Annotated in this window: 23 protein-coding genes and 1 tRNA gene; 3 read left to right on the forward strand and 21 right to left on the reverse strand. The window is 34.4% G+C overall.

Features of this window, described 5'->3' with window-relative positions:
- Window positions 1–22: 22 nt before the first annotated feature.
- Window positions 23–538 carry a DUF4865 family protein gene (locus tag MHI00_RS13660; RefSeq protein WP_317913703.1) on the reverse strand — a complete coding sequence of 172 codons (516 nt, stop codon included), beginning with the start codon at window positions 536–538 and terminating at the stop codon, window positions 23–25.
- 114 nt (window positions 539–652) lie between these two features.
- Between MHI00_RS13660 and MHI00_RS13665 the strand changes: the two genes are divergently transcribed.
- Window positions 653–1,456 (forward strand): LysR family transcriptional regulator, encoded by an 804-nt coding sequence (locus tag MHI00_RS13665; protein ID WP_341114307.1) that lies wholly within the window; start codon window positions 653–655, stop codon window positions 1,454–1,456.
- Window positions 1,457–1,546: 90 nt separating this feature from the next.
- On the opposite strand, the gene MHI00_RS13670 is transcribed toward MHI00_RS13665, so the two are convergent.
- From MHI00_RS13670 to murQ, 11 genes are all read right to left on the reverse strand, one after another.
- A complete protein-coding gene (locus tag MHI00_RS13670; RefSeq protein WP_010049913.1) occupies window positions 1,547–2,062 on the reverse strand; it encodes a DUF4064 domain-containing protein in 516 nt (171 codons plus the stop codon).
- 24 nt (window positions 2,063–2,086) lie between these two features.
- Window positions 2,087–2,443, reverse strand: a complete 357-nt coding sequence (locus tag MHI00_RS13675) for a hypothetical protein (protein WP_341114309.1) — start codon at window positions 2,441–2,443, stop codon at window positions 2,087–2,089.
- A gap of 249 nt (window positions 2,444–2,692) precedes the next feature.
- The gene (locus MHI00_RS13680) at window positions 2,693–3,544 is read right to left on the reverse strand and encodes a MurR/RpiR family transcriptional regulator (RefSeq protein ID WP_015075564.1); all 852 of its coding nucleotides are present in this window, start codon (window positions 3,542–3,544) and stop codon (window positions 2,693–2,695) included.
- A gap of 117 nt (window positions 3,545–3,661) precedes the next feature.
- On the reverse strand, window positions 3,662–4,792 hold the full coding sequence (anmK, locus tag MHI00_RS13685; RefSeq protein ID WP_010049905.1) for an anhydro-N-acetylmuramic acid kinase AnmK: 1,131 nt from the start codon (window positions 4,790–4,792) through the stop codon (window positions 3,662–3,664).
- Window positions 4,793–4,811: 19 nt separating this feature from the next.
- A complete protein-coding gene (locus MHI00_RS13690; protein WP_010049903.1) occupies window positions 4,812–5,123 on the reverse strand; it encodes a PTS lactose/cellobiose transporter subunit IIA in 312 nt (103 codons plus the stop codon).
- A 28-nt stretch (window positions 5,124–5,151) separates the two neighbouring features.
- A complete protein-coding gene (locus tag MHI00_RS13695) occupies window positions 5,152–6,240 on the reverse strand; it encodes a DUF871 domain-containing protein (protein ID WP_341114315.1) in 1,089 nt (362 codons plus the stop codon).
- A gap of 4 nt (window positions 6,241–6,244) precedes the next feature.
- Window positions 6,245–7,150, reverse strand: a complete 906-nt coding sequence (locus tag MHI00_RS13700) for an N-acetylglucosamine kinase (protein WP_187958776.1) — start codon at window positions 7,148–7,150, stop codon at window positions 6,245–6,247.
- Window positions 7,151–7,154: 4 nt separating this feature from the next.
- Window positions 7,155–7,460 (reverse strand): hypothetical protein, encoded by a 306-nt coding sequence (locus tag MHI00_RS13705; RefSeq protein ID WP_010049899.1) that lies wholly within the window; start codon window positions 7,458–7,460, stop codon window positions 7,155–7,157.
- An 87-nt stretch (window positions 7,461–7,547) separates the two neighbouring features.
- On the reverse strand, window positions 7,548–8,852 hold the full coding sequence (locus tag MHI00_RS13710; protein WP_056999864.1) for a PTS sugar transporter subunit IIC: 1,305 nt from the start codon (window positions 8,850–8,852) through the stop codon (window positions 7,548–7,550).
- 123 nt (window positions 8,853–8,975) lie between these two features.
- Window positions 8,976–9,284 carry a PTS sugar transporter subunit IIB gene (locus MHI00_RS13715; RefSeq protein ID WP_010049895.1) on the reverse strand — a complete coding sequence of 103 codons (309 nt, stop codon included), beginning with the start codon at window positions 9,282–9,284 and terminating at the stop codon, window positions 8,976–8,978.
- A gap of 31 nt (window positions 9,285–9,315) precedes the next feature.
- Window positions 9,316–10,215 carry an N-acetylmuramic acid 6-phosphate etherase gene (gene murQ / locus MHI00_RS13720; protein WP_010049893.1) on the reverse strand — a complete coding sequence of 300 codons (900 nt, stop codon included), beginning with the start codon at window positions 10,213–10,215 and terminating at the stop codon, window positions 9,316–9,318.
- 328 nt (window positions 10,216–10,543) lie between these two features.
- Between murQ and MHI00_RS13725 the strand changes: the two genes are divergently transcribed.
- Window positions 10,544–12,841, forward strand: a complete 2,298-nt coding sequence (locus MHI00_RS13725) for a family 10 glycosylhydrolase (protein ID WP_341114324.1) — start codon at window positions 10,544–10,546, stop codon at window positions 12,839–12,841.
- A gap of 71 nt (window positions 12,842–12,912) precedes the next feature.
- Here the strand turns inward: MHI00_RS13725 and MHI00_RS13730 are convergent, their stop codons facing one another.
- From MHI00_RS13730 to MHI00_RS13770, 9 genes are all read right to left on the reverse strand, one after another.
- Window positions 12,913–13,077, reverse strand: coding sequence for a hypothetical protein (locus MHI00_RS13730; RefSeq protein ID WP_010049889.1), 165 nt, complete (start codon window positions 13,075–13,077; stop codon window positions 12,913–12,915).
- A 25-nt stretch (window positions 13,078–13,102) separates the two neighbouring features.
- A complete protein-coding gene (gene lepB, locus MHI00_RS13735) occupies window positions 13,103–13,600 on the reverse strand; it encodes a signal peptidase I (protein ID WP_015075556.1) in 498 nt (165 codons plus the stop codon).
- A 625-nt stretch (window positions 13,601–14,225) separates the two neighbouring features.
- On the reverse strand, window positions 14,226–15,170 hold the full coding sequence (locus MHI00_RS13740) for a lysozyme (protein ID WP_317912829.1): 945 nt from the start codon (window positions 15,168–15,170) through the stop codon (window positions 14,226–14,228).
- Between the two features lie 345 nt (window positions 15,171–15,515).
- Window positions 15,516–15,599: transfer RNA gene (locus MHI00_RS13745), tRNA-Leu, on the reverse strand.
- 63 nt (window positions 15,600–15,662) lie between these two features.
- Window positions 15,663–16,127, reverse strand: a complete 465-nt coding sequence (locus MHI00_RS13750) for a SprT family protein (protein ID WP_010049803.1) — start codon at window positions 16,125–16,127, stop codon at window positions 15,663–15,665.
- A gap of 115 nt (window positions 16,128–16,242) precedes the next feature.
- The gene (locus MHI00_RS13755) at window positions 16,243–16,731 is read right to left on the reverse strand and encodes a GyrI-like domain-containing protein (RefSeq protein ID WP_341114328.1); all 489 of its coding nucleotides are present in this window, start codon (window positions 16,729–16,731) and stop codon (window positions 16,243–16,245) included.
- 95 nt (window positions 16,732–16,826) lie between these two features.
- A complete protein-coding gene (locus MHI00_RS13760) occupies window positions 16,827–19,010 on the reverse strand; it encodes a Tex family protein (RefSeq protein ID WP_010049800.1) in 2,184 nt (727 codons plus the stop codon).
- Window positions 19,011–19,165: 155 nt separating this feature from the next.
- On the reverse strand, window positions 19,166–20,326 hold the full coding sequence (locus MHI00_RS13765) for a cation:proton antiporter (RefSeq protein WP_010049799.1): 1,161 nt from the start codon (window positions 20,324–20,326) through the stop codon (window positions 19,166–19,168).
- Between the two features lie 104 nt (window positions 20,327–20,430).
- A complete protein-coding gene (locus MHI00_RS13770) occupies window positions 20,431–21,165 on the reverse strand; it encodes a metallophosphoesterase (protein ID WP_010049796.1) in 735 nt (244 codons plus the stop codon).
- Between the two features lie 295 nt (window positions 21,166–21,460).
- On the opposite strand from MHI00_RS13770, the gene MHI00_RS13775 reads away from it, so the two are divergent.
- Window positions 21,461–22,321, forward strand: coding sequence for an efflux RND transporter periplasmic adaptor subunit (locus tag MHI00_RS13775; protein ID WP_341114333.1), 861 nt, complete (start codon window positions 21,461–21,463; stop codon window positions 22,319–22,321).
- The last annotated feature ends 2 nt before the right edge of the window (window positions 22,322–22,323 follow it).

A 22,323-nucleotide genomic window follows, 5' to 3' on the forward strand; every position in this document is an offset into this window, starting at 1 on the left:
TTACTTCTAAAGGGTTTCTTTTTTACAATGATAGATGGGCTATTTCATAAATAGAACCTCTTTCGCTTTTTTCTACGGGATTTTCTTCATAAAAATAAAATTCTGTATATTTCCATTTATCAGGATTATAGATTATTACTTTTCCTAAACTTGGCTCATCAGAAAAAGTTAATTCGGGTGTTGCTATATTCTGTGTCTCCTTAATTTCATGCTCAATTTCTAAAACAAATTGAGATTTATCGAATTGATCTGATAAATCGATATAAGAAGAAACCCCTATATTAATCGTTTGCCAACCAAATGAATTTAAAATATTTTTATAAAACCCATCAAAAATAAAACGATTCATCCCTTCAGAATTCTTCCAGATATATAAAGGCGCATACTGTTTTTTAGTTGGAGAATTAACAACTAAATAAGCTTTAAATAATAAACCCTCAAATCCATCTGTTTTGCTACCGTTTGTTTTCACTCGGTTTTTAATAATTTCCATATCATAATCATTTGGTAATGTAATTTTATATTGCATGCCAATCATAGCCTTCGCCTTCTTTCTTTTAATAATGCTATTATACAAAGAAGTTTTGCTGCTGTATAATGATTATAACTACTCATGACCATTCCAATTTAGAATAACTAGGAGGCACTAGTGATGGAAACCAACGATATGAAAATTTTTATAGAAGTAGCACACTCATCTTCTGTTTCTAAAACAGCAACTAAATTAGGCTATGTCCAATCAAATATTAGCAAACGAATTGAAAAAATAGAACATGAGCTAAATTGCAAATTATTTATTAGAACAAATAAAGGCATGAAATTGTTACCTGAAGGTGAATTATTTCTGACTTACTGTAATGAAATCCTAACAATTATGACTAGAGTTAACGCTAGTTTCTCTATGAATAGTAAAATACTTAAGATTGGCGCTACTCAAAATATATCCCATCATTATTTATCTTCAGCCCTTATTTCAGAAACTAGTTCCGTTTATACAAAACCAATTCCTGATTTAATTTCTTTTCTAAAACAGTCTGTTATTGACTTACTCATTATTAATAGAGAAATAGATGATGATTCATTGAAAGAAAATTTTTCTTTTAATGAAGAAATTTGCTGGGTACAATCAAAAGAAAGTGAATTTAAAATTGAGAATCACCCTATTGTAATCAATAGAGATAGCGAATGCCCTTATAGAAAAGCTACCTTAGCTTATATTAAGGCAAACCAGATGGAATCAACTAGACTAATTCAAGTTGATACGCTAGATGTCCTCATATCTATGCTTGAAAAAGAAAACGTCAGTTCAATTTTACCGAAAAAAATACTGAAAAATAATGACAAATTAAAAAAAGTAAACACCACAAATGAATTGAGTCCAATAAAAATACTAGGGTATACTTTAGTCACAACGAATCAGCTTATTAACCTAGATCAAATCTTAACGATAGAGTAATTATCTTTTTATATAGAAATTCAACTAAAAAAAATCCCCCGTTAAAACCAAATCTAACTTGGTTTTAACGGGGATTCTGCTTATTTTTAATTAAAAATCCAACCACTCATTTTTCTTAGCTTCATATTCTTCATCACTCAATACACCTTGATCATGTAACGAGCTTAGTTTTTCCATATCTTCTTTTAAAGTATGGGAAGTCATAGGTTCTTGTTTAGGTGCTTTTCTAGCTAACATCATAATCCCTGCAATTAACCATAAAATACCGTGTAACGTACTAATTGATAGAATCCCACAAATAAATACAGCAATACCCCATCCACGACTGTCTTTTTTTACTTTGAAAGCTGCAATAAAACCAAAAATAGCTGTTGCAATAAAAATTGCGCTAATAACTGCAAAAGCTCCAATAATAATGCTCGCTTCGCTAGCACTTAGACTGTCTGAATAATTATAGCTATCATAATAATAATCATCACTGGCTGTATAGCTAGTCGCTGAAATTCCAATCCCAATCAAAAAGGTTATACCTATCATTAAAAGTGAAAAGAGCCCACTCAAAATCGCTCCAATCAACGTTAAAATAAATTCGGTTTTTCTTTCCATTTTCCAATTTCCTCCGTTAACTTCCTATTCTTTTTTTTCGTCAAATTCAGAAGTCACTAATTCATTAAATTCTTCTGACTGAGTTACCTGCTCTTTTTCTAACGTGATTTTTCCAGATTCTGCAATTTCTTGCTGAGCTTGATCGACCAAATCTTCAGACTTAACTAAAGATTTCAATTGATTCAATTCAAGTTTTAATAAGTAAAGCTCTCGTTCATATTGGCTTTGATCTTTATTTAAAACAGATTGTTCAATCCCTTTAACAATTGCTTTTTTAATAACAAAATACCAAAGAAAAATATCTCCAACAATGAGTGCCATATAGAAAATGAAAATAAAGATAAAAAAGAAACCAGAAAATAAATAAGCTGCTTCTTCCATTATAATACCACCCTTCTGTATGTACGTTTAGTAACTCATACTATCAATAACCTTTTCATTATACTATCTTTTGCAACATCCGTCATGCTTAATTTTAGGAATGATTCAATTTGGTGTACTTAGTTTGTTGCTTATATTCTTTATAAAAACCTAAGTACACTTGATTTAGCGCATTTTCAAAAAAGAATAGCTTTCCCATTAAGCTCTTCCTTTTTTTTCTCACTGAATGACAAAATATAAAAATTGACTTTAACGCATATATTTTTTTATTTCTGCTTTTGAATCATGAATCATAGCAATATTTTGATCATATTGCTTAGAAGCATAGGTATAAAAAATTACGTCTACTGCAATAAACTGCGTGTGTAATGAACTTGTTGCAGCACTTCTTAATTCAGCTTCGTTTGATCGAACTGTTTGAATTGAATAATCTACTTTGCTAGCAACTGGATTCGTACCAAATTGAGTTAAACCAATTGATTTGATTCCTTGGCTCTTGGCAACTTCAACGAGTTTTAAGACTTCTTTCGTTTCCCCAGAGTTAGAAATCCCGATAAAAACAGCTTCTTTTGGAGCAGCTACTAAAATTGAAATTAAGATATGTGGATCAGATGCACAGATTGTTGGCTTACCAATACGATTCCATTTTTGCGCAATATCCTCAGCGACTAAATGTGAGGCACCGATTCCATACACATAAATAATAGGCGCTTCTAAAAGAACTTCGACAACTTCTTCGACACGTTGGTCATTTAATTGCTCTATAGTCTCCTTCATTGACTGATAAGCATTTCCCAATAGCTTCGACTTAATTTCATGAACAGGTTCATTAGCAGTAATATCTGAGTATCCTTCTGGGACTGGGCTTTCAATTTCTGCTGCTAATTTGACTTTCAATTGTGTAAAACTTGGAATATCAATACTTTTACAAAAGCGAATAACCGTAGCAGGACTTGTTCCCGCGCGAGTAGACAACTCTATAGCCGTCATATTAATAGCTTCAGAAGGAATCTCTAAAATTAGTTCCCCAATTTTCCTTTCAGAATTTGACAATTCATTAATAATGCTTCGAATTCGACCTTGTACATTTTCGCCAATCATTCCGCCAGCCTCCTTGGCTCTATTTTTAAACTCACTCTATTATCTCATGAAAGAAAAAAACAATCATCTTTTTTTCGATGATTGTTTAACTTTTCAAGTAAATGCCATTTTTTAGACTTAATTATAATACGTTATCTTTCCTAAAATAACAGGATTTTTTGCTCCTGTTGCACTAGGGACATTACTTGGTTTGTGGTGCAGGGTTTGATTTCCTAAAATCGTCATAGCAATTGCTTCTTTTGCTTCTGATGAATACCCAATATCTTCTTGAATGACTACATGAATATCTGGCAATTGAGCTTTAAGCATCTGAATCAACGTTCCATTGTAACTTCCACCACCAGCCACAATTAAATCTGTCTCTGAATCAATGAATGGTTTTAAATTCTCCGCTATAGAAGCTGCGGTAAACTCAGTCACTGTGGCAATTAAATCATTTGCAGCCATTGGCCATTTCGCAAGTAGTTGCTTTGTAAATTCATTTCCAAAATCTTCTCTTCCTGTCGTTTTAGGATACGATTTAGAAATGAAAGGATGTGCCATTAACTCAGCTAGCAATTCTTGGTTAACTGTACCTAAAGCTGCATAAGCACCACCATGATCGTATTCTTTTTGATAGAAATACCGACATAATTCATCAATAATCATATTACCAGGACCTGTATCAAAAGCAATCAACTGGTTAAGATTCGCATTTTTTGGGATAACCGTTACATTCCCAATTCCACCAATATTTTGCAATAAACGTGTTCTTTTTTCATCACGATAAAGAACATATTCAGAATATGGAACAATCGGGGCCCCTTGTCCGCCATTCGCCATGTCTCGTTCACGAAAGTTAGAAACTACCGTTGTTTTTGTTTCTTCACAAATAACAGCAGACTCCCCTATTTGTAGGGTCGAAGAAAATTGCTGGTGCCCAGGATTAGGCAAATGATAAATAGTCTGTCCATGGCTTGCAACAAATTCTAGTTCTTCAGTCTCAATCTCAGCCTTTTGACAAATCTGCTTCACGGCATCTGAAAATAAATAACCCAACTCAACATTTAAGCTGCAGATTCGTTCGACATTTGATTCCTCAATAGATAAAACTTGATTGATTCGTTTCAACGTTTCTGCTGGAATCGAATACGTTTCAAAAGCAACTAATTGAACCTTCGTCTTTTCGTTTTCTCCTGAAATGTCCACTAAAGCAGCATCTACTCCGTCTAGTGACGTGCCTGACATTAATCCAACTGCATATCCCATTCAGTCATCAATCCCTCGCTTATTTTTTTAACAGATTTATTTCTTTTTGCATGTCAATCATTTGTAAAATTAGAGTCTGCTCGGCCATAGCTGTCATTAATTGATCTTGCGCATGAATTAACAGTAAACTAATTTTAATTTCATCGCCACGAATTTCATCTTGAACCAATTTCGTTTGGGTATTATGAGCCAATGTCATTTCAGATTTACATTCTGCCAATAATCTTTCAACTTCTTCATATTCCCCTGCTCGTGCTTTTTCTAAAGCCTCATAAGCCATTCCTCGTGCATTTCCACCGTGAATAATAATTTCAAAAATACGTTCTTCCATTTTCTAGCACCTCTTCAATCCAATTTAATTAGTTTACTTCTTTAAATTTAAATTTTTGCCATGGTTTAATATAATCTAAAAGCATCTGCTCTTCTTCTACTACATATCCGACAACATTGGTTTTACCTGAATTTTCCATTTCTAATAGAGCCAACTGTAACTCGCCTGCATAGTGAGCATATAGAGAGGTTTCAACAATAATAGCTCCGCGTTTCATATTTGGCGTATGGAAAGGTGGAAATTCGTGCCCTTTATATTTCACTCGGCTTTGAGTCGAACGAATCACATAATCAGATACATCTCCACGATTAAAGTGAAATTCTTCCAAAACAATTTTCTTTTCTGTTTCTGGAATAGATGGAACTAGTTCACAGTTTAACGTTAACTGATACGCATCAATTTCACTTAAAGCTTTTAATTCTGCTTCAGAAGCAAAAGAATTTGCAATAATCACATCATCAATCAATTCAGTCGCCCATAAATGTTTCGCTTGAACGACAATCGGTAGCTCGCGATGCATTTCTAACGTACATAATCCTTCACTAACTGGCCAAGGACCTACTTTAGCTGTCGGAGAACTGATAAAAGCAGCAGTTGTTAAGCCTTTATCTTTATATTGTTTAGTTGTTTCAATAAAATGCGCATAACTCAAACCTGTGTACCGATGCGGATAAAAGTTATGGCAACCTAATAAGTTATCCACATTTGCTTGATAACTTAAAATATTTTCTAAATACTTCGTACCACTGCTGATGTTTAGTTCAATTTTTAAATCTTGGGGATTAAAAGTCATGATGGATTCTTCATTGCCTGTAAATCCCATATCTAAACGAATCCCATCCGCTCCAATTTCTTTAAAGAAAGATAAATCTTTGTAACTGATTACTAACTCACCAAAGACCTTTGGGCTAACATCCGCAATAACTTCCATCCCATTTTCTTTAGCAAATTCAATGATCTCTGTAAATTCAGCAACTATTTTTTCTTTGCCTTCTTCCACTGACAATAAGCACGTGAAAATTCGCTTAAAATTATATTTTGCAGCCAACACGATGTATTCTTTAATTTCATTTAATTCACTGTGATTTGGATAAACTGAAATACCTAATCTTCTCACTTTATTATTCCTCATTTCCGACAACTTTATTTTTGTAATAATAATATCCGCCACTAGCATTCGATTTTGCTTCTGTTATCAAACAAATTTCTATTGGTAGTTGGGCTAATACTTCTGAAAAGCTTTGATATACAATTGGATTCTTTTCTAATACACTACCTGATAGACCAATGGTGACTTGCTGAGTAAAACCTAATTTGGCAATAAGTAACTTTATTTGGTTAGCTAATTCCCTACCAGCCGCTTCCAGCAATTCAATTGCCCATGGATCTTCAGCTATCGCACTTTCAGCAACCAATGTTGCTAATTGGGCAATTTGGTCTTTTTCATGAGTGTAAGTATAACTCACTACATCAAAAATATTTTTCGCCTCTAAAGCAGACATTAATTTTTTTGATAAAGAAGAGTAGCCTTCACTACGGTCCTCTTCTTTAAGAAGCTGCTGAATCATTTTTTTAGCAATCCAATAACCTGATCCTTCATCACCTAAAAGATTTCCCCAACCACCTACACGAGCAGTTTCTTGCCCTTTTTGACCTATACAAATGGAGCCCGTACCCGAAATAACGAGACAACCGTCTTTTTCTTTGACTAAGGCATAATAAGATAACCATGCATCATTTATAAAAACAATATCTGGTTGATAATGACTAAAATAAGTAGCTAATTCTGCTTTAAAGTTCCCACCATCTAAACCGGCTAAACCCACAACGACTATTTGACAATATTTTTCATCTAATTTATCGAATAATATTTTCATTGCTTCTTCAAGATTTGCTAAACCTCTTTTTTTATCAATTAATAAATTTCCAAAACCCGTTTGACAGCGTGCTAATTCACTACCGTTTAAATCATATGCAATAGCTTCCGTCTTTGTACCACCACTATCAATACCAATCATATAGTTCATTTTTTCAATCCTTCTTACTTGGGTATTGCTCACTTCTAACTACACCTCTAAACTCGTTGTTCTCTAATTTCAATCGTGTGGTTTCAAAAAACATAATGGCTAAAATAGATGAAATCAAATAAAAAACAATTGAAATCACCGAGTATACTTGTTGAAAAAAGAAACTAGGAATCAAAATAATCAAAAACGCTCCAAATCCAAAATACCAGCGATTAATAAAAATACCTTTTTTGCGTAGTAAATGGACAAAAGATACCCCTGATAAAACCAAAACAATGAAAAAAACAATCAACCCAATAATTTGCAACATATCCTCACTGATCCTTCCCTATTTTAAATGATGACAAGGAAGATGGCCTGTAAGCCATTCTTCCTTACCACTTACTACTATTAAATCTTATAAAATTGCTTGTTCTTCACTAACTTGATTCAATTCTTCTTCAAGTAATTTTTTATCATACACTTTAACAAATGGATAATAGATTAATCCAGCAATAGCAATATTGATTAAAACTAAAATTGCTGCCTTCCAATCATTACTAGCCGATAAAAAGGCTCCAATTGGTGCTGGCAATGTCCAAGGCACGTTACTAACAAAGCCATTAATCACACCTAGTTTAACTGCAAAATAACTAAGAGTCGTTGTGACCACAGGTGCAATTACAAAAGGAATCGCTAAAATTGGGTTCATTACTAATGGTACCCCAAAAATCAGAGGTTCGTTAATATTGAAGATAGATGGAACAATTGAAAAACGTCCAACTTGTTTTAAATAAACAGATTTACAAAATAGTAAAATAATACATAACGCTAATGTTGAACCAGCTCCACCAACCCAAACCAACCATTGATAAAATTGTTCTGGAGCGATGTATGGCAATGCATTAGGTGCAGTACCATCTGCTAAAGCTTGTCCGTTAGCATCTAACATAACTAACCACATTGGACGTGCGATTGATCCGATAACACTCATACCATGAACACCAGCTGCCCATAATAGTGTAATAAACAGAACTGGTACTAAAACGCCAAGTAAATTATTCCCTAAAATATCATTAATTGGTGAGAAAATTGACAGGATAAATTGATTTAAATCAAAATCAAGTAACACACGAATAATCCAAACAACAGTAATCACAAATGCGCCTGGAATTAATGCTTCAAAACTGCGAGCAACTGAACTAGGTACTTGTTCAGGCATCTTAATCATTAAGTTTCTACTTTTAAAGAATCGCAATGATTCAACGGCAAAGATCATAGCTAAAATAGCTGAAAACATACCTGCTCCACCAAGGTTGTTCATTGGTAAAACCCAACCAATGCCTTGACCTTCAGGTAATAGAGCATCAACATTGACCGGAACCGTTAACATTAGAAATGTCGCTAGTGATAAAACCCCACCAGTTACGCCATCTAATTTATACGATTTAGCCAAACTATAACCCATTCCATAAGCGGCATAAATACTCATTAGCCCCATCGTGATACGGAACGGAATCACAATATTAGCTGTATACGGTGCAATAGCTTCTGCCCATGATGGAATTGGAGGATTAGCGATAATTAAAAAGAAACTTCCAACTAGAATTAATGAGAGCGTTGAGATAACTCCATCACGGATTGCTTTTAAATGCTTTTGTTCAGCTAATTTAGCCATAGGCGGCATAAACTTAGTTTCAATCCAATTTAAAAAATTTGTCATTTTTTATTTCTCCTTTTTACTTATATTGTTTGACTCTACCCTAATTTCCTCAATCATTTTGTTAAGCGTTCTCATTAAATAAACTGAGGACTAACTTGTCTGAGGCTATTAAACAACCAGTTATTATTTGCTGTATTTTTTGATTTGTAGCAATGTTTTTGGCGCACCAATTGGTGTGTAGCCCATAGGTTCAACTTTATCAATTGGAACGCCCGCATTATTTGCATAGCCTTCAAAAGTAGCGTATTGATGTTTTACTTGGGGAGCAACTAAAAGTAATTCATAGCCACCTGTTTTTAATATATCCTCAATTTCACCAGATCCGACTGCAATCATGTCTAAATCAAAATTTTGTTTCTCTGCTTCTTTCAAAATGGCTTTCACCACAATTGCACTTGACATTCCACCTGAACAAACCATTACAACTTTCATTCTATTACCTCCATTTTAGTTAGTTTAACTATTATTTTTTACTAGCTTCAATTGCTTTTCCAACAAAACCAGCATTCTTGATTAATAACTGCTGAGCTTGCTCTTTATCCAAACCTGATAACAATCGAACAATCGCTAATTTAGGTTGCTTATTCGAGTCATTAAAATAAAAATCTGCCTCTTCGTAAGTACAATCCGTTGCTTCCATAATAATTTTCTTTGAGCGTTCGACTAATTTCTCATTCGTAGGTTGAACATCAACCATTAAATTTTGATAGACTTTCCCAAGTCTGATCATCGTTGCCGTCGAAATCATATTTAACACAAATTTTTGAGCAGTTCCAGATTTCAATCTTGTTGAACCTGTTAATATCTCTGGTCCTACAGGAACTTCAATTGTATAGCTAGCGTGTTGACTTATAATAGCTCCTCGATTACATGAAAGTGCTCCAGTAGTCGCACCAATTTTATTCGCATAGTCTAAACCGCCAATAACATAGGGCGTACGTCCACTTGCAGCGATACCTAAAACGAAATCGGTTTCATTTAAATCACGTTCTTTTAAGTCGATTTCAGCCAAGTCTAATGAATCTTCAGCACCTTCAACAGCCACTGTCATTGCTTTAATGCCACCAGCAATTATTCCTTGTACCATTTCTGGTTTCGTATTAAATGTGGGGATACATTCAGCAGCATCTAACACACCTAATCTACCACTCGTTCCAGCGCCGATATAAAATAAACGACCGCCTTTTTTTTGTGATTGAATAACTGCCTCGACAAGTTCAGTGATACTATCTAATTCACTTTTAACCGCTTTAGCCACCTGTTCATCTTCTTGATTCATTTTATTGATAATCTCTTTAACTGAATACGTATCAAGATTCATTGTCGTTTTATTTCTTTTTTCAGTAGTTAAAGCGTCTAACATTTTTTCTCCTCCTTTCCTTTTTTTGCAATCCCTTACACAAGACAATTATAGCCTTAAAGAAATTTTATTTCAAGTTATAATTTTAAAAAAAGAAATTTAAATTCTTTTTCTCGTTCAACTTAAAGACGATTTAGTGTTGATATAGCAAGCTTTAACAACCCTATAAATCAATATCGTCATTGAATTTTATTTCACATTTTATAAAAAACACTGGAAATAAAAAAACTATAATGGTATATTGCTTGTAGCATGCTGCAAACGCTTCAAAAAAATAATAGCGCTATCATTAACTAAAAAAAGCACACTTAAAATGAATGGAGGAATACTTTTGAAAAAAATTTTCCAACTAATTATCTTAGGCTTTCTATGTTTTATTTTATTTCCAAGTCCGGTCTTAGCAGAAAATCAACCACTTTATAAATATATAAAAAATCCAGATGTTTCTTATGGCTATAACCAATCTCTACCAGTCCCCCTATATAGCGGATCAAGCGAACTCATCCAAATTCCAACTGAATATCAGCAACCTAAAAACCAATTCAGAAGCTCTTGGGTGGCAACAATTAATAACTTGAATATTGCTAAACCAAGTTCCGAAACAGACTTTAAGGCAAATTATACAAAAATTTTATCTGATTTTTCTGATTGGAATATGAACGCGATGATTTTTCAAGTTCGACCGCTCTTAGACGCTTATTATCCATCAGAATTAAACCCTTGGTCTGAATTTTTAAGCGGGACTCAAGGAGACAATCCTGGTTATGATCCACTAGCTTGGATGATTGAAACAACCCACCAAGCAGGAATGGAGTACCATGCTTGGTTTAACCCTTACCGTGTCACAAATACCAAATTATCGACACAAGCTATTTTAACCAAAACAGGTTTAACTAAAGAAGAAATTTTAAGCTTATCTATTCCTGAGCAAATTGCTGCCTTACACAATGCTGGAATCTTAGCTTCTACAAATTATGCCGTTCAACATCCAGAAAACGTCTTAATTTTTGATGAAAAACTTTTTCTAAATCCAGGAATCCCGGCGGTCCGAGATTACGTTATCGCATCCATTGCTGAAGTTGTTCAAAATTATGATGTCGATGCGATTCACTTTGATGACTATTTTTATCCTTATCGCATTACTGTTGATGGTGTGAATGTCTTATTTGGCGAAAAAGGAGAAGATGATGCAACTTTTGCTGAATTTGGAATGGGCTATGATTCAATTGATGATTGGCGTCGTGATAATATTACTAGCTTAGTTGAAGGAATTAAGCACGTAATTGATGTTCATAATCAGCAAAATCAAAAAGCTGTCCAATTTGGGATTAGCCCATTTGGGATTTGGGAACATAAAGCCAATGACGATCGTGGATCAAATACACCAACGGGTTCTTCCCAATCTTATTCCACCAGCATTTATGCCGACACTTATAAATGGATTAAAGAGGAGACACTAGATTATGTCATTCCTCAAATCTATTGGAGCTTTGACCAATCTGCTGCGCCTTATGGAGAACTAACAAAGTGGTGGAATGATGTCTCAGAAGGCAGCAAGACACAAATTTACATTGGTCATGCTAATTATAAACATGTTAGCAATGGTGGTTGGGACGCCGCTTGGATGAACCCAGAAGAAATCCCTAATCAAATGCGTTTTAATCAAACTTTGCCAAATATTTTAGGGAGTTCCTTATTTAGTTACAATGATATTTCATTATCTAATGTAGAATCACTTCCATCTGATCAACAAGAGCGCCATAAAGCTAAAAATGCTTCCATTGAACAATTGAAAACAACTTACTTTAACTTACCTGCTTTAGTCCCAGCTAAACCATGGTTGGCACAGGGAACTCTTTCTGCTCCAACTTCTATGAATAAAAATATGGACAATCCAGATGCTCCCACTCTAACATGGCAAGATTCTGAAACAAATCCTGCACGTTATTATGTACTCTATCGTGGCATAGGAAGTGCTGTTGAAATAACTTCAACCCCCGCTTCTATCGTAGCTAAAATTTGGCGTACTGCAAGTGAAACCACTTTTTCCTATACAGACACTCGTATGACAAAATATGATGCCACTGAAGAATACTATGTTTCTGCTATTGATGCCGCAGGAAATGAATCTGAACCAACATTATTAACAGCTCCTGAAATCATTGTTGAACCACAGCAAGGAGCTCCAGTCACGGTTCTTTATTTAGATGAAAAGCAATCTGAAATTGCAGAAAAAGAGCAACTAACTGGGATTCTTAATACTGAATATAACTCTGTCGCCAAAGAAGTAACTGGATATACACTTTTAAAGCAACCAACTAACAATAGCGGTATTTTTACAGAGACTGAACAAACTGTTATCTACCAGTATAAAAAAGATACAGCTATAACTATTATTGAGCCTGAAATAAAACCAGCAGTTCCAGTGCCAGAAGAAAAGCAAGACGTAGCTAACGTCATCCCTGATAAAACCAACTTTATTCCTAAAGAAAAACAAGCAACTAAAGAGCAAGCAGATCTTCCTAGCACTGGTGAAGCTGAACTAATTACTCGATCATTCCTAGGATTCATAGTAACACTAGGGACACTTTATTGGTTTTTTAAAAGAAAATATCAGAAAACCAACTAAAATGAACTAAATTAAAAACTAAGGGAGAATTAGATTTTGTAAACCTAACTCTCCCTTAGTTTTATTTTTGCTTAACCATAAAATAAAATATAATAAATGACATAAAACCAACCGAATACACCGTGAATAATTGCCCAAAAAATAGATTGCCAGTGAACATAAGAAATAACAATCGCAAGTACTGAGCCAAAAGATACACCTGTTTTTACTGTTTGTTTTACAGTCTCATTTTTCATCAGTGACTTCCTCCTCTATTTAGACCTAAAAACCTTTCAATTGCGTGACTGGCCAATATCTAAAGAAGACTTCACCTTGCATTTCATCTTCACTAACAAAACCAAAAAAGCGGCTATCATTAGAATTCCCACGATTGTCACCCATCACAAAATAAGAATTTGCTGGAACTTTTTCTTTTAGTTGAAATCCTTCAGTGACAATATTCGTGCCCTTTAAAAAAGGCTCTGCAACAGGCTTATCATTAATATAGAGTTGATTGTCTTCAAAACGAACATCATCGCCAGGCATTCCGATAATTCGCTTGATGTATTCTTTTGATTCTGCATCTGGAGCATCTAATACCACCACATCAAATCGTTCAAGTTTACTTAGTTTATTAATAAATACGCGATTATTATTATGGAACGTTGGCTCCATTGACTCACCTGAAACACGGACCCCAGTAATCCAAAAAATACGAACTAATACAATACAGACTAGAACTAAAATAAAATATTTATTATTTGCTAAAAATTTCTTCACAGTATTCCTCCTACACTCTCATTTCTTGATTCTTACATTATAACACCTATTCTATTATTTTCAAAAATTTATCTTTTACAGAATGATTTTTAAAGGTTCTCCTTAAAATCTTATACCTATATTCTTTCTTTTTATATAAAATTTCATCAGATTGAAAGGAAACGATTAATATAAACAATTTATTTATGTATATAAACAAATACAGCCTAGCAAGTTTGTTTCAAACACTTACTTCGTGGTTCTTATGTCCACACGAATCGTTTAAACTTGCTAGACCGTATTCATTTTGTAAAGAGTACTCAAACTCCCACTTCCTTTTCTTTTTTTGTGCAAATACCCCTATCTTAGGCTTTTTACATTGCACTTTTTTCGACAGCCACCTCACTCAAGGTTTCTTCTAACTGTCCTTTTTGTAGGGAATTTACTAACTCCTTACACTTATAATATACCATATTTCACGAAAAATGCAAGCGTTACCATCATATAATTAAGCTATTCTACTGCTTATAATTTATATTTATGGCTAAACTTATAGATCAAATTTGAAAAAAAGACCTCTCAAACTTGGTTAAGAATGAGAAATCTTTTTCGTAAATATACTATTAAAAGAAACTAAAATATTATTTTACATTTCTTTATATGTTACACGTGTTCCAACAATGATATCAGCAAATTCACTCATAAATTGCAAGCGATAATGTTGGATATCTCTGAAAGATAAATTAATTGCGACTACATCATATCGATCTGGGTTTTTTCCAGTTTGGATTTCACGTAACTGGAGTCCTTTGGCCATCATTCTTAAACGTAAATGCTGATACTCTGTTAGAGAAACTCCGAAGTATCCCACTTCCCAAGCTTGTTCCTCATACGAGTAATAGGTGATTTTATCAAAAGGAATTGCAAATACACTATTAAATGCCATTCGGTAGGCTTGTACTCCTCCATCTCCAGTAAAATTCAAGTTTTTGATTCCAATAAACCAATTACTACCTTCTTGATAATAATAAATATCCAAATAGTCAATTTTCCATTGGTTATTAATTGCAACCCGATACGCCTGAACCTGTTTGAAGTCTGCACCGACATTTATTCCACAGAAATATTTAGTGACTTTTTTTGCTATATCGGCTTTTAAAAATAATTCTGATTCAGCTTTCCGTCTACGAACGAGTCCAGGTAAAACTTGACCCCCAGCATGCACATAAGCCATCATCTCATTCGCAGCTACTTGCCAATTTTTATTATTAATATAAGTTAACAGTGTTGAGCCTTGTAAAATATATGGACCTAAATTAAAATGAAAGCTAACCAATGCATCAAATTGATTCTGATTCAATTGAACCGTAACAAAATTGAAAATTCCTACAGCATGCGTCTTGATGTCTTCATCAAGAAACGCATTTGCTTGTTGCTCTGAAATTTGCATTCCAGGATAGACTCCTTTTGTATGTCCATAACCAATTGTCCATACACCAACAGAATCTTGGTAAGCTGTTAATACCATACCTTCGAATTCTTTAATTAAATTTCTTCCATTTTGAGATATTTTCATGTTCTCATTTGCCATTTTTCTCTTCTCCTTTTTCTTTTTATCCATGCGCCCATGGTAGACATATGTCTTTATCACTATTACAACTAAGTAAGTGATAAATATATTTTACCAACTACACTTATTAAAAAGATTCTCGCTTAATTACAAATTGCTTACATATTTTGATTCTATATATAAGCAAAGAATAAAAGCTTCTTATACCTAAATTGGTATAAGAAGCTTTTATTCTTTATTATTTAAAAAGGCAAATAGTCTATGTTAAGCGATGGATTTAAAATAATCATAATCAAACAAATGGTGCACCAATGAAAATTTAAGTTTTGCTATTCAACCCAAATTTGAGGCAACCTAGAAAACAAATGCGGTCAATGGGATTTGAACCCACACAGGGAGATTCCCTACCAGCCCCTCAAGCTGGCGCGTCTGCCGTTCCGCCATGACCGCAGAAACTAACTTCTTAAGTATAGTAGCTTCTTATTTTTTTGTCAATTAGAGAATCAGCCTTGCTTAAACTTCAATCCGTTTTTCCAGCAAAATTAATTTACCTTGACAGCCACCACAAACATACTTTTTTGTATCAAAACGTCGTTGTCGATATACATTTTTTTGACAATTTTGACAGCAATATACCCACAATTTTTTCTTCTTATCAGGTTGACGAAGCGATTGAACAAATCGACTACCACCCACTTTTTTTAATAGTCTTTTAAAATCAGCATCCTTATGCTGGTAACCGCGATTAGCCAAGTGCAAATGATAATGACACAGTTCATGCTTAATTACACCGATAAACTCCGACATACCAAAAGTCTCTAACACTTGCAAATTAAAATCTAAATCATGACTCCTTAAATGATAACGACCACCTGTTGTCCTTAAACGTGGATTAAATGTTGCTTGATGTTTAAAAGGCCTATCAAAAAATTCTAATGAAATCTGTTCAACTAATTGCTGTAACACCTTTTGCTCCATCTAGCTTCATCCATTCCTTTTTCTTTTTAAATACTATCACATAATGTATCAAATATTAGGGAAAAAAACAACCTAAGTTTAAACCATTGCATTCAAATTATAAAAAAGAGACCACTTAATTAGTAGCCTCTTTCATCATAATTGGAATCCAAATTTCACTTACATAGTTTTCAGCAGTGGGATTTCCTATTGAATACCATTCAACTTCTGGTCCTTCTGCATGAAGATAATCTGAATGTGGCAACCACTCTGAAAAAACAAATTTCCAAGCTGCTTGAATCGCCGTTGGCAAAGGACCGACAACCTCAAAAACTGCCCAAATCTGAGCCTCAATCACGACTTCTTCAAATTCTAAGGGAGTCGCTTCTGTTGTTGCAACCCCAATCCAATAATCCATCCTTTGGTCCCTCATATTTGTACAAATCCCTACTAAGCCACCGAGTTCGCCATGGCTTAAATCACTGATTTTATTAGCTGTTCCATCTAGATTCACTCGTTCCCAAAACTTAGGAATTTCCCACAAATTTTCCCCATCTTTCAAACTAATTTCTTCTTTAACTCCTACTACTTTAAATGTTGGACGTTCCTCAATTCGAACATTCACCTAATGAACCTCCTATCCCAATCGCCAAATTTTCTTTATTTTATTTAGAAAAAAAGTCATGAAATTTACATTTCACAACTTTTTCCACTACTAACTTATTTTTGTTCTTGATTTAACATTGTTAAGGCAATTCGACCTTTTTTCAGATCAATTGAATCCACCCACACTGTTACAACATCTCCAACAGCTACGACATCAGTTGGATGTTTCACATAGCCATTGCTTAATTTAGAAATATGCACCATACCATCTTGCTTCACACCAATATCCACAAATGCACCAAAATCGACGACATTTCGAACCGTACCTTGTAATTCCATACCGGCTTTTAGGTCTTCCATTGTTAAAACATCTTTGCGCAATAATGGAGCTGGTAATTCATCACGCAAATCGCGCCCTGGTCTAGATAAAGCTTCAATCATATCTTTAACGGTTTCTTTCCCTAAGCCAGTTTGGTCTGCAACTTGTTGGAAATTCAATTTAGCTAAAGCCTCTTTAGCCGTAGTACTGCCGACATCTTTTAAATCCAACTCTGCCATTGCTAGAATTTCTTTTGCCTCTTTATACGTTTCTGGATGAATTCCAGTATTATCTAAAATATTTTTCCCATCTACAATTCGCATAAATCCAACCGCTTGCTCGTATGCTTTAGGTCCTAGACGAGGAACTTTTTTCAACGCTGCCCGACTTTCAAAACGACCATTTTCATCTCGATAAGCTACAACATTCGTTGCAGTTGTTTTATTTAAGCCTGCTACATGTTGCAACAAAGGCGCACTAGCTGTATTAACATTAACGCCAACTTGGTTAACCGCTGTTTCCACAACAAACTCTAAACGTTCTTCTAGTCGTTTTTGTGAAACATCATGTTGATATTGACCAACTCCAACTGCCTTTGGATCAATTTTAACTAATTCAGCTAACGGATCTTGCAAACGACGAGCGATACTTACAGCACTTCTTTGCTCAACCTGCAAATCAGGAAACTCTTTACGAGCTAAATCACTAGCAGAATAAACAGAGGCGCCAGCCTCGTTCACAATCACATAATAAACTTCTTGATCAATTTCTTTTAAATTATCCACAACAAATTGCTCAGATTCACGACTAGCTGTACCGTTTCCAATCGCGATCATTTCAATCCCAAAGTCTTTAACAATTTTTTTAAACTTCGTTGCTGCTTCACTGCGCGCACTAGCTCCAGCAGGTTTATGGGGGTAAATCACATCAATATCAGTGACTTTTCCTGTTGGGTCTATAACTGCTAACTTACACCCTGTACGGTAAGCTGGATCTAATCCCAAGACCATTTTCCCTTTTAAAGGGGCTTGTAATAACAGATTACGCAAATTCTCGCCAAAGATATTGATTGCTTGTTCATCTGCTTTTTCTGTTAATTCGCCACGGATTTCACGTTCAATTGCTGGGCCGATAAAACGTTTATAACTATCTTCATAAGCTCCCACAATATACGGTGTTGCTGGTGAATCTTCATTTTTGATTAGCTCTCGTGCAAAGTATTTACCGATTCTTTCTTCATCCACTAAAACAGACACTTTCAAGATATCTTCTTTTTCACCACGATTTAGAGCTAGAATACGATGAGAAACTAGCTTGGCAACAGGTTCACTAAACTCATAGTACATTTCATAAACGCCTTTTTCATCTTTTTCGGCATCTTTAACTGCACTCGTCACAATACCATTTCGCATCGTAAATTCTCTAATCCAAATCCGATACTTAGGCTCATCACTTATACTTTCTGCTAAAATTTCATGAGCGCCAGCCAAAGCTTCTTCTACTGTTGTAACTTCTTTTTCAGCATCTAAATAGTTTTGCGCTTCTTTTTCCACATCAACATTCATTGGAAAAGTCAGCAACCATTTCGCCAACGGTTCTAGCCCTTTTTCTTTAGCAATCGTCGCTTTTGTACGGCGTTTTTGTTTGTATGGACGATATAAATCTTCCACCAACTGCATTTTATCCGCTGTTTCAATCGATTTTTGCAACTCAGGAGTTAATTTACCTTGCTCTTCAATAATGCGTAATACTTCGCCTTTACGTTTTTCTAAATTTTGTAAATACGTATAGCGATCTTCAATCTCACGAATTTGGACTTCATCCAAGGTTCCCGTCATTTCTTTTCGATAACGCGCAATAAAAGGGACTGTGTTCCCTTCCGCTAACAAGTCTAAAACGGTTTTTAATTGTTTATCACTATAAATTTTTAATTCTTTCTTTAATAGTTGTAAAATTGTTGCATCATTATTTTCAGCCATCGTTTTCTTCCTCTCTGAATTCAAGCTACATCCTCTATTTTAGCACAGATACTTGGTTTTTGTAATCTCTCACTATCCTAGTCTTTTATTTTTTCTTCCTTCAATTAAAAAACGACTTGAACAAAATAAGTAAGTTCAAGTCGTTTCCTATTTTTTTACAATCGTAAACTTTCATCTTGCTTAACAATCGTATATTTCAGTAAGAATGGGGCAATCACCGTAGTTGCTATCACTACAACAATTACGGAAGAATAATAGGTTTCTGATAACAAATTAGATTCTAAGCCTATTTTGCCAATAATCAAAGCCATTTCACCTCGTGATACCATTCCAGCACCAATGACTGCAGCAGACTTCCAATTAAAGCCAGTTATTTTAGCACCAATTGCTCCACCAACCAATTTAGTTAAAACAGCAATAGCCGTCAATACTAAAATAAATAGCCATTGTTTGCCAATACCGCTGAAATCCATATTCAATCCAATACTCACGAAAAAGACTGGAATGAATACTGCATAGCCGATCGGTTCAATTTTCTCTTCAATTGTATGTTTATATTTCGTTTGAGATAACGCAATTCCTGCAAAAAAGGCACCAATGATACTGCCCATTCCCATCAAGTCGGCGAAATAAGAGAAAGATAAACAAATAATTAACGCCATTGTCACTACTGACTCAATCATCAATAATTTGCTTGAAATCTTCATTAAGGTTGGGACTATCCACTTAGATAGTGCAAATACAACTATGAAAAAGATTACTTTTCGGATTAAACTTTCCCCTAAAGGTTCATCAGTTCCACCATTTGTATGGAAGAGACTCACTAAAATTCCTAGTAAAATTACGACAACAATATCATCAACAACTGCTGCACCTAAAATTGTTGCGCCTTCTTTTGTATCAACTTTTTTCAAATCTTTTAACACTTGAACTGAAATACTAACTGACGTTGCACTGAATAGAACGCCTAAAAAAACCGAACTTTGAAAACCTAACTGAAATAAACTCCCAGTCAGAAAACCAAAAGTAGCTGGGAAAATAATACCTAATAAAGCTACTGATAAAGCTGGTTTCCAATATTTTTTCAGTAAATTCAAATCACTTTCCAGACCAGCAATAAACATTAAGATGACCACACCTATTTCTGAAAAATAATGAATAAATTCATCTGGTTGAATCCAACCTAATAATGCTGGACCAAGAATAATACCAACTAAGAGTTCTCCTATTACCGCTGGGACGCCAATCCGATTACAAAAATGTCCAGCAAATTTAGTGAAAACTAATATCAAACACAACGAACCTAAAAAAGCCATTTTACTCCTTCTTTCTTTTCTTCAATTTACTTAATTATCTTTATTACTGTACTTTAAAAGTATAGTATAGCTCTCCTAGAGAGTCAAAGTTTACCCAGAGATAGTTAGACTAATCCATCCCAAACGTAACCAGTATTTTCAAGAATGATATCTTCTTCTAACTTATCTGAACTAAATAAAACACCATGTAAAACACCGCCATAAACGGCTCCACCATCAATCCCTATTTTGTGATCTTTTATCCACAAATCCGTTGTAACATTATCCCCATTTAAAGATGGTGTAATCGTATGGCCGAATACAATTATTTTTCCCGTTTTATTTGGTGCTATATGGAAGGGTTCGCGAATCCACATAAAATCATGATCGCTCGTATTTCGCCACTCTTTCTTAGACAAATCTACTCCAGCATGAACAAATAAATAGTCCTCCCATTCAAAATACAAGGGTAAATTTTCTAAAAATGCAATTAAATCGGGATAATGACTTTTGACCATCATACTCATTTCAGTTGGAGAATAATCCCCATTTAGCCCAGGATGTAGTAGACTTTCTAGTGTTCGCATCCCACCATTTAAGCAATAGTTTTCATATCTTTCCTCAGGATTTTCCAAAAAACGTAACAATAAGTCTTCATGATTCCCTTTTAAGTAAATTGCCCCATGTTCTTCAACTAATTTTTTTCCTAATAAAAAGCACGCTTTTGGATTTTCACCACGGTCCCCTAAGTCACCAATTAAAACTAATTGTTGTTTTTCAGGATTCCAATTAGTCAGCATTTTTTCAAATAATTGAATTTGCCCATGGATATCTCCAATCGCAAACACTTCTTTTTTCATAGCCCGCACTCCCCTATACTATATTTTAAAACCATCGTTGCCATTCCCTCATTTACTAGTATACTCCTTTTTCTAACATTATTAAAAAAAATTGTTTTCTTACTCACTATTTATTCTGTGAAAACAAGCACATATACTAGACACATTTTATCAAAACAGCTATAATATGAAACATGACAGACTGTCATTATCTAACTATATAAGAGTCTTTAAATCAGACTAAAGTCCCTTAAGTACTAAGATGATACATGTTATAATGCGAAAGTAGAATTTAGTTAAAGGAAGGATGAATCATATGAACTGGAAAAAAATAATTGGGTGGTTAATTGCTCTTGCTGCCTTAGGATTTATTGGATTTAGTGTTTTTGGACCAAAAGAGAAAGCAAAAGCACCGACAGTAGAAACCACCACTGTCAAAGAGGAAAACATTGTTGAAGCACTTTCGACAACTGGAACTTTACAACCCAATGCCACACAAAATGGCTTCGGAACTGGTTTAGTTAGTGAAGTTAATTTTGCTGTTGGCGATAAAGTTGTAAAAGATGATGTCATTGTTCGTTACCTTGATGGAACCACAATCACAGCAACAATTGACGGAACGATTACAGCTTTAAATGTAAAAAAAGATCAAGTTGATTTAAATACTCAAACTGGACAGCCAAGTGTCACAATTGATGATTTAGGCAATTTAAAAGTAGCTATTTTATTATCAAAATCTGATGCTAACTTAGTCAAAGTTGACCAACCAGTAACTCTTACTAGTGGAAATACAACTTATACTGGGAAAGTTAGTGCACTAGATCCAGTTGCAACCACAACCACTGGCGCAACAGGAGCAACAACAGCGTTAGGTGGAACCATTACCTTCGATACTCCGCCAACAGGTTTATTTGCTGGATTTGAGATTGATGCTGATATTACAACAAATACTGCTGAAAACGCCTTAACAATGCCGATTGAAACATTGGTATATAATAAAGAAAATAAACCTTACGTATACATTGTTAAAAATGATAAAGCTAAAAAAGTTGAAATTGAAACAGGTATTCAATCCGATACTAAAGTTCAAATTATTAAAGGCTTAGAAAAAGGCCAAAAAGTCATTATTTCTCCTGCAGATAGTTTGAAAAATGGCACAGCCGTCACCGTAAAATAGAA

It is taken from the genome of Carnobacterium sp. FSL E2-0243 (assembly GCF_038003605.1).
Lineage (GTDB): Bacteria > Bacillota > Bacilli > Lactobacillales > Carnobacteriaceae > Carnobacterium > Carnobacterium maltaromaticum.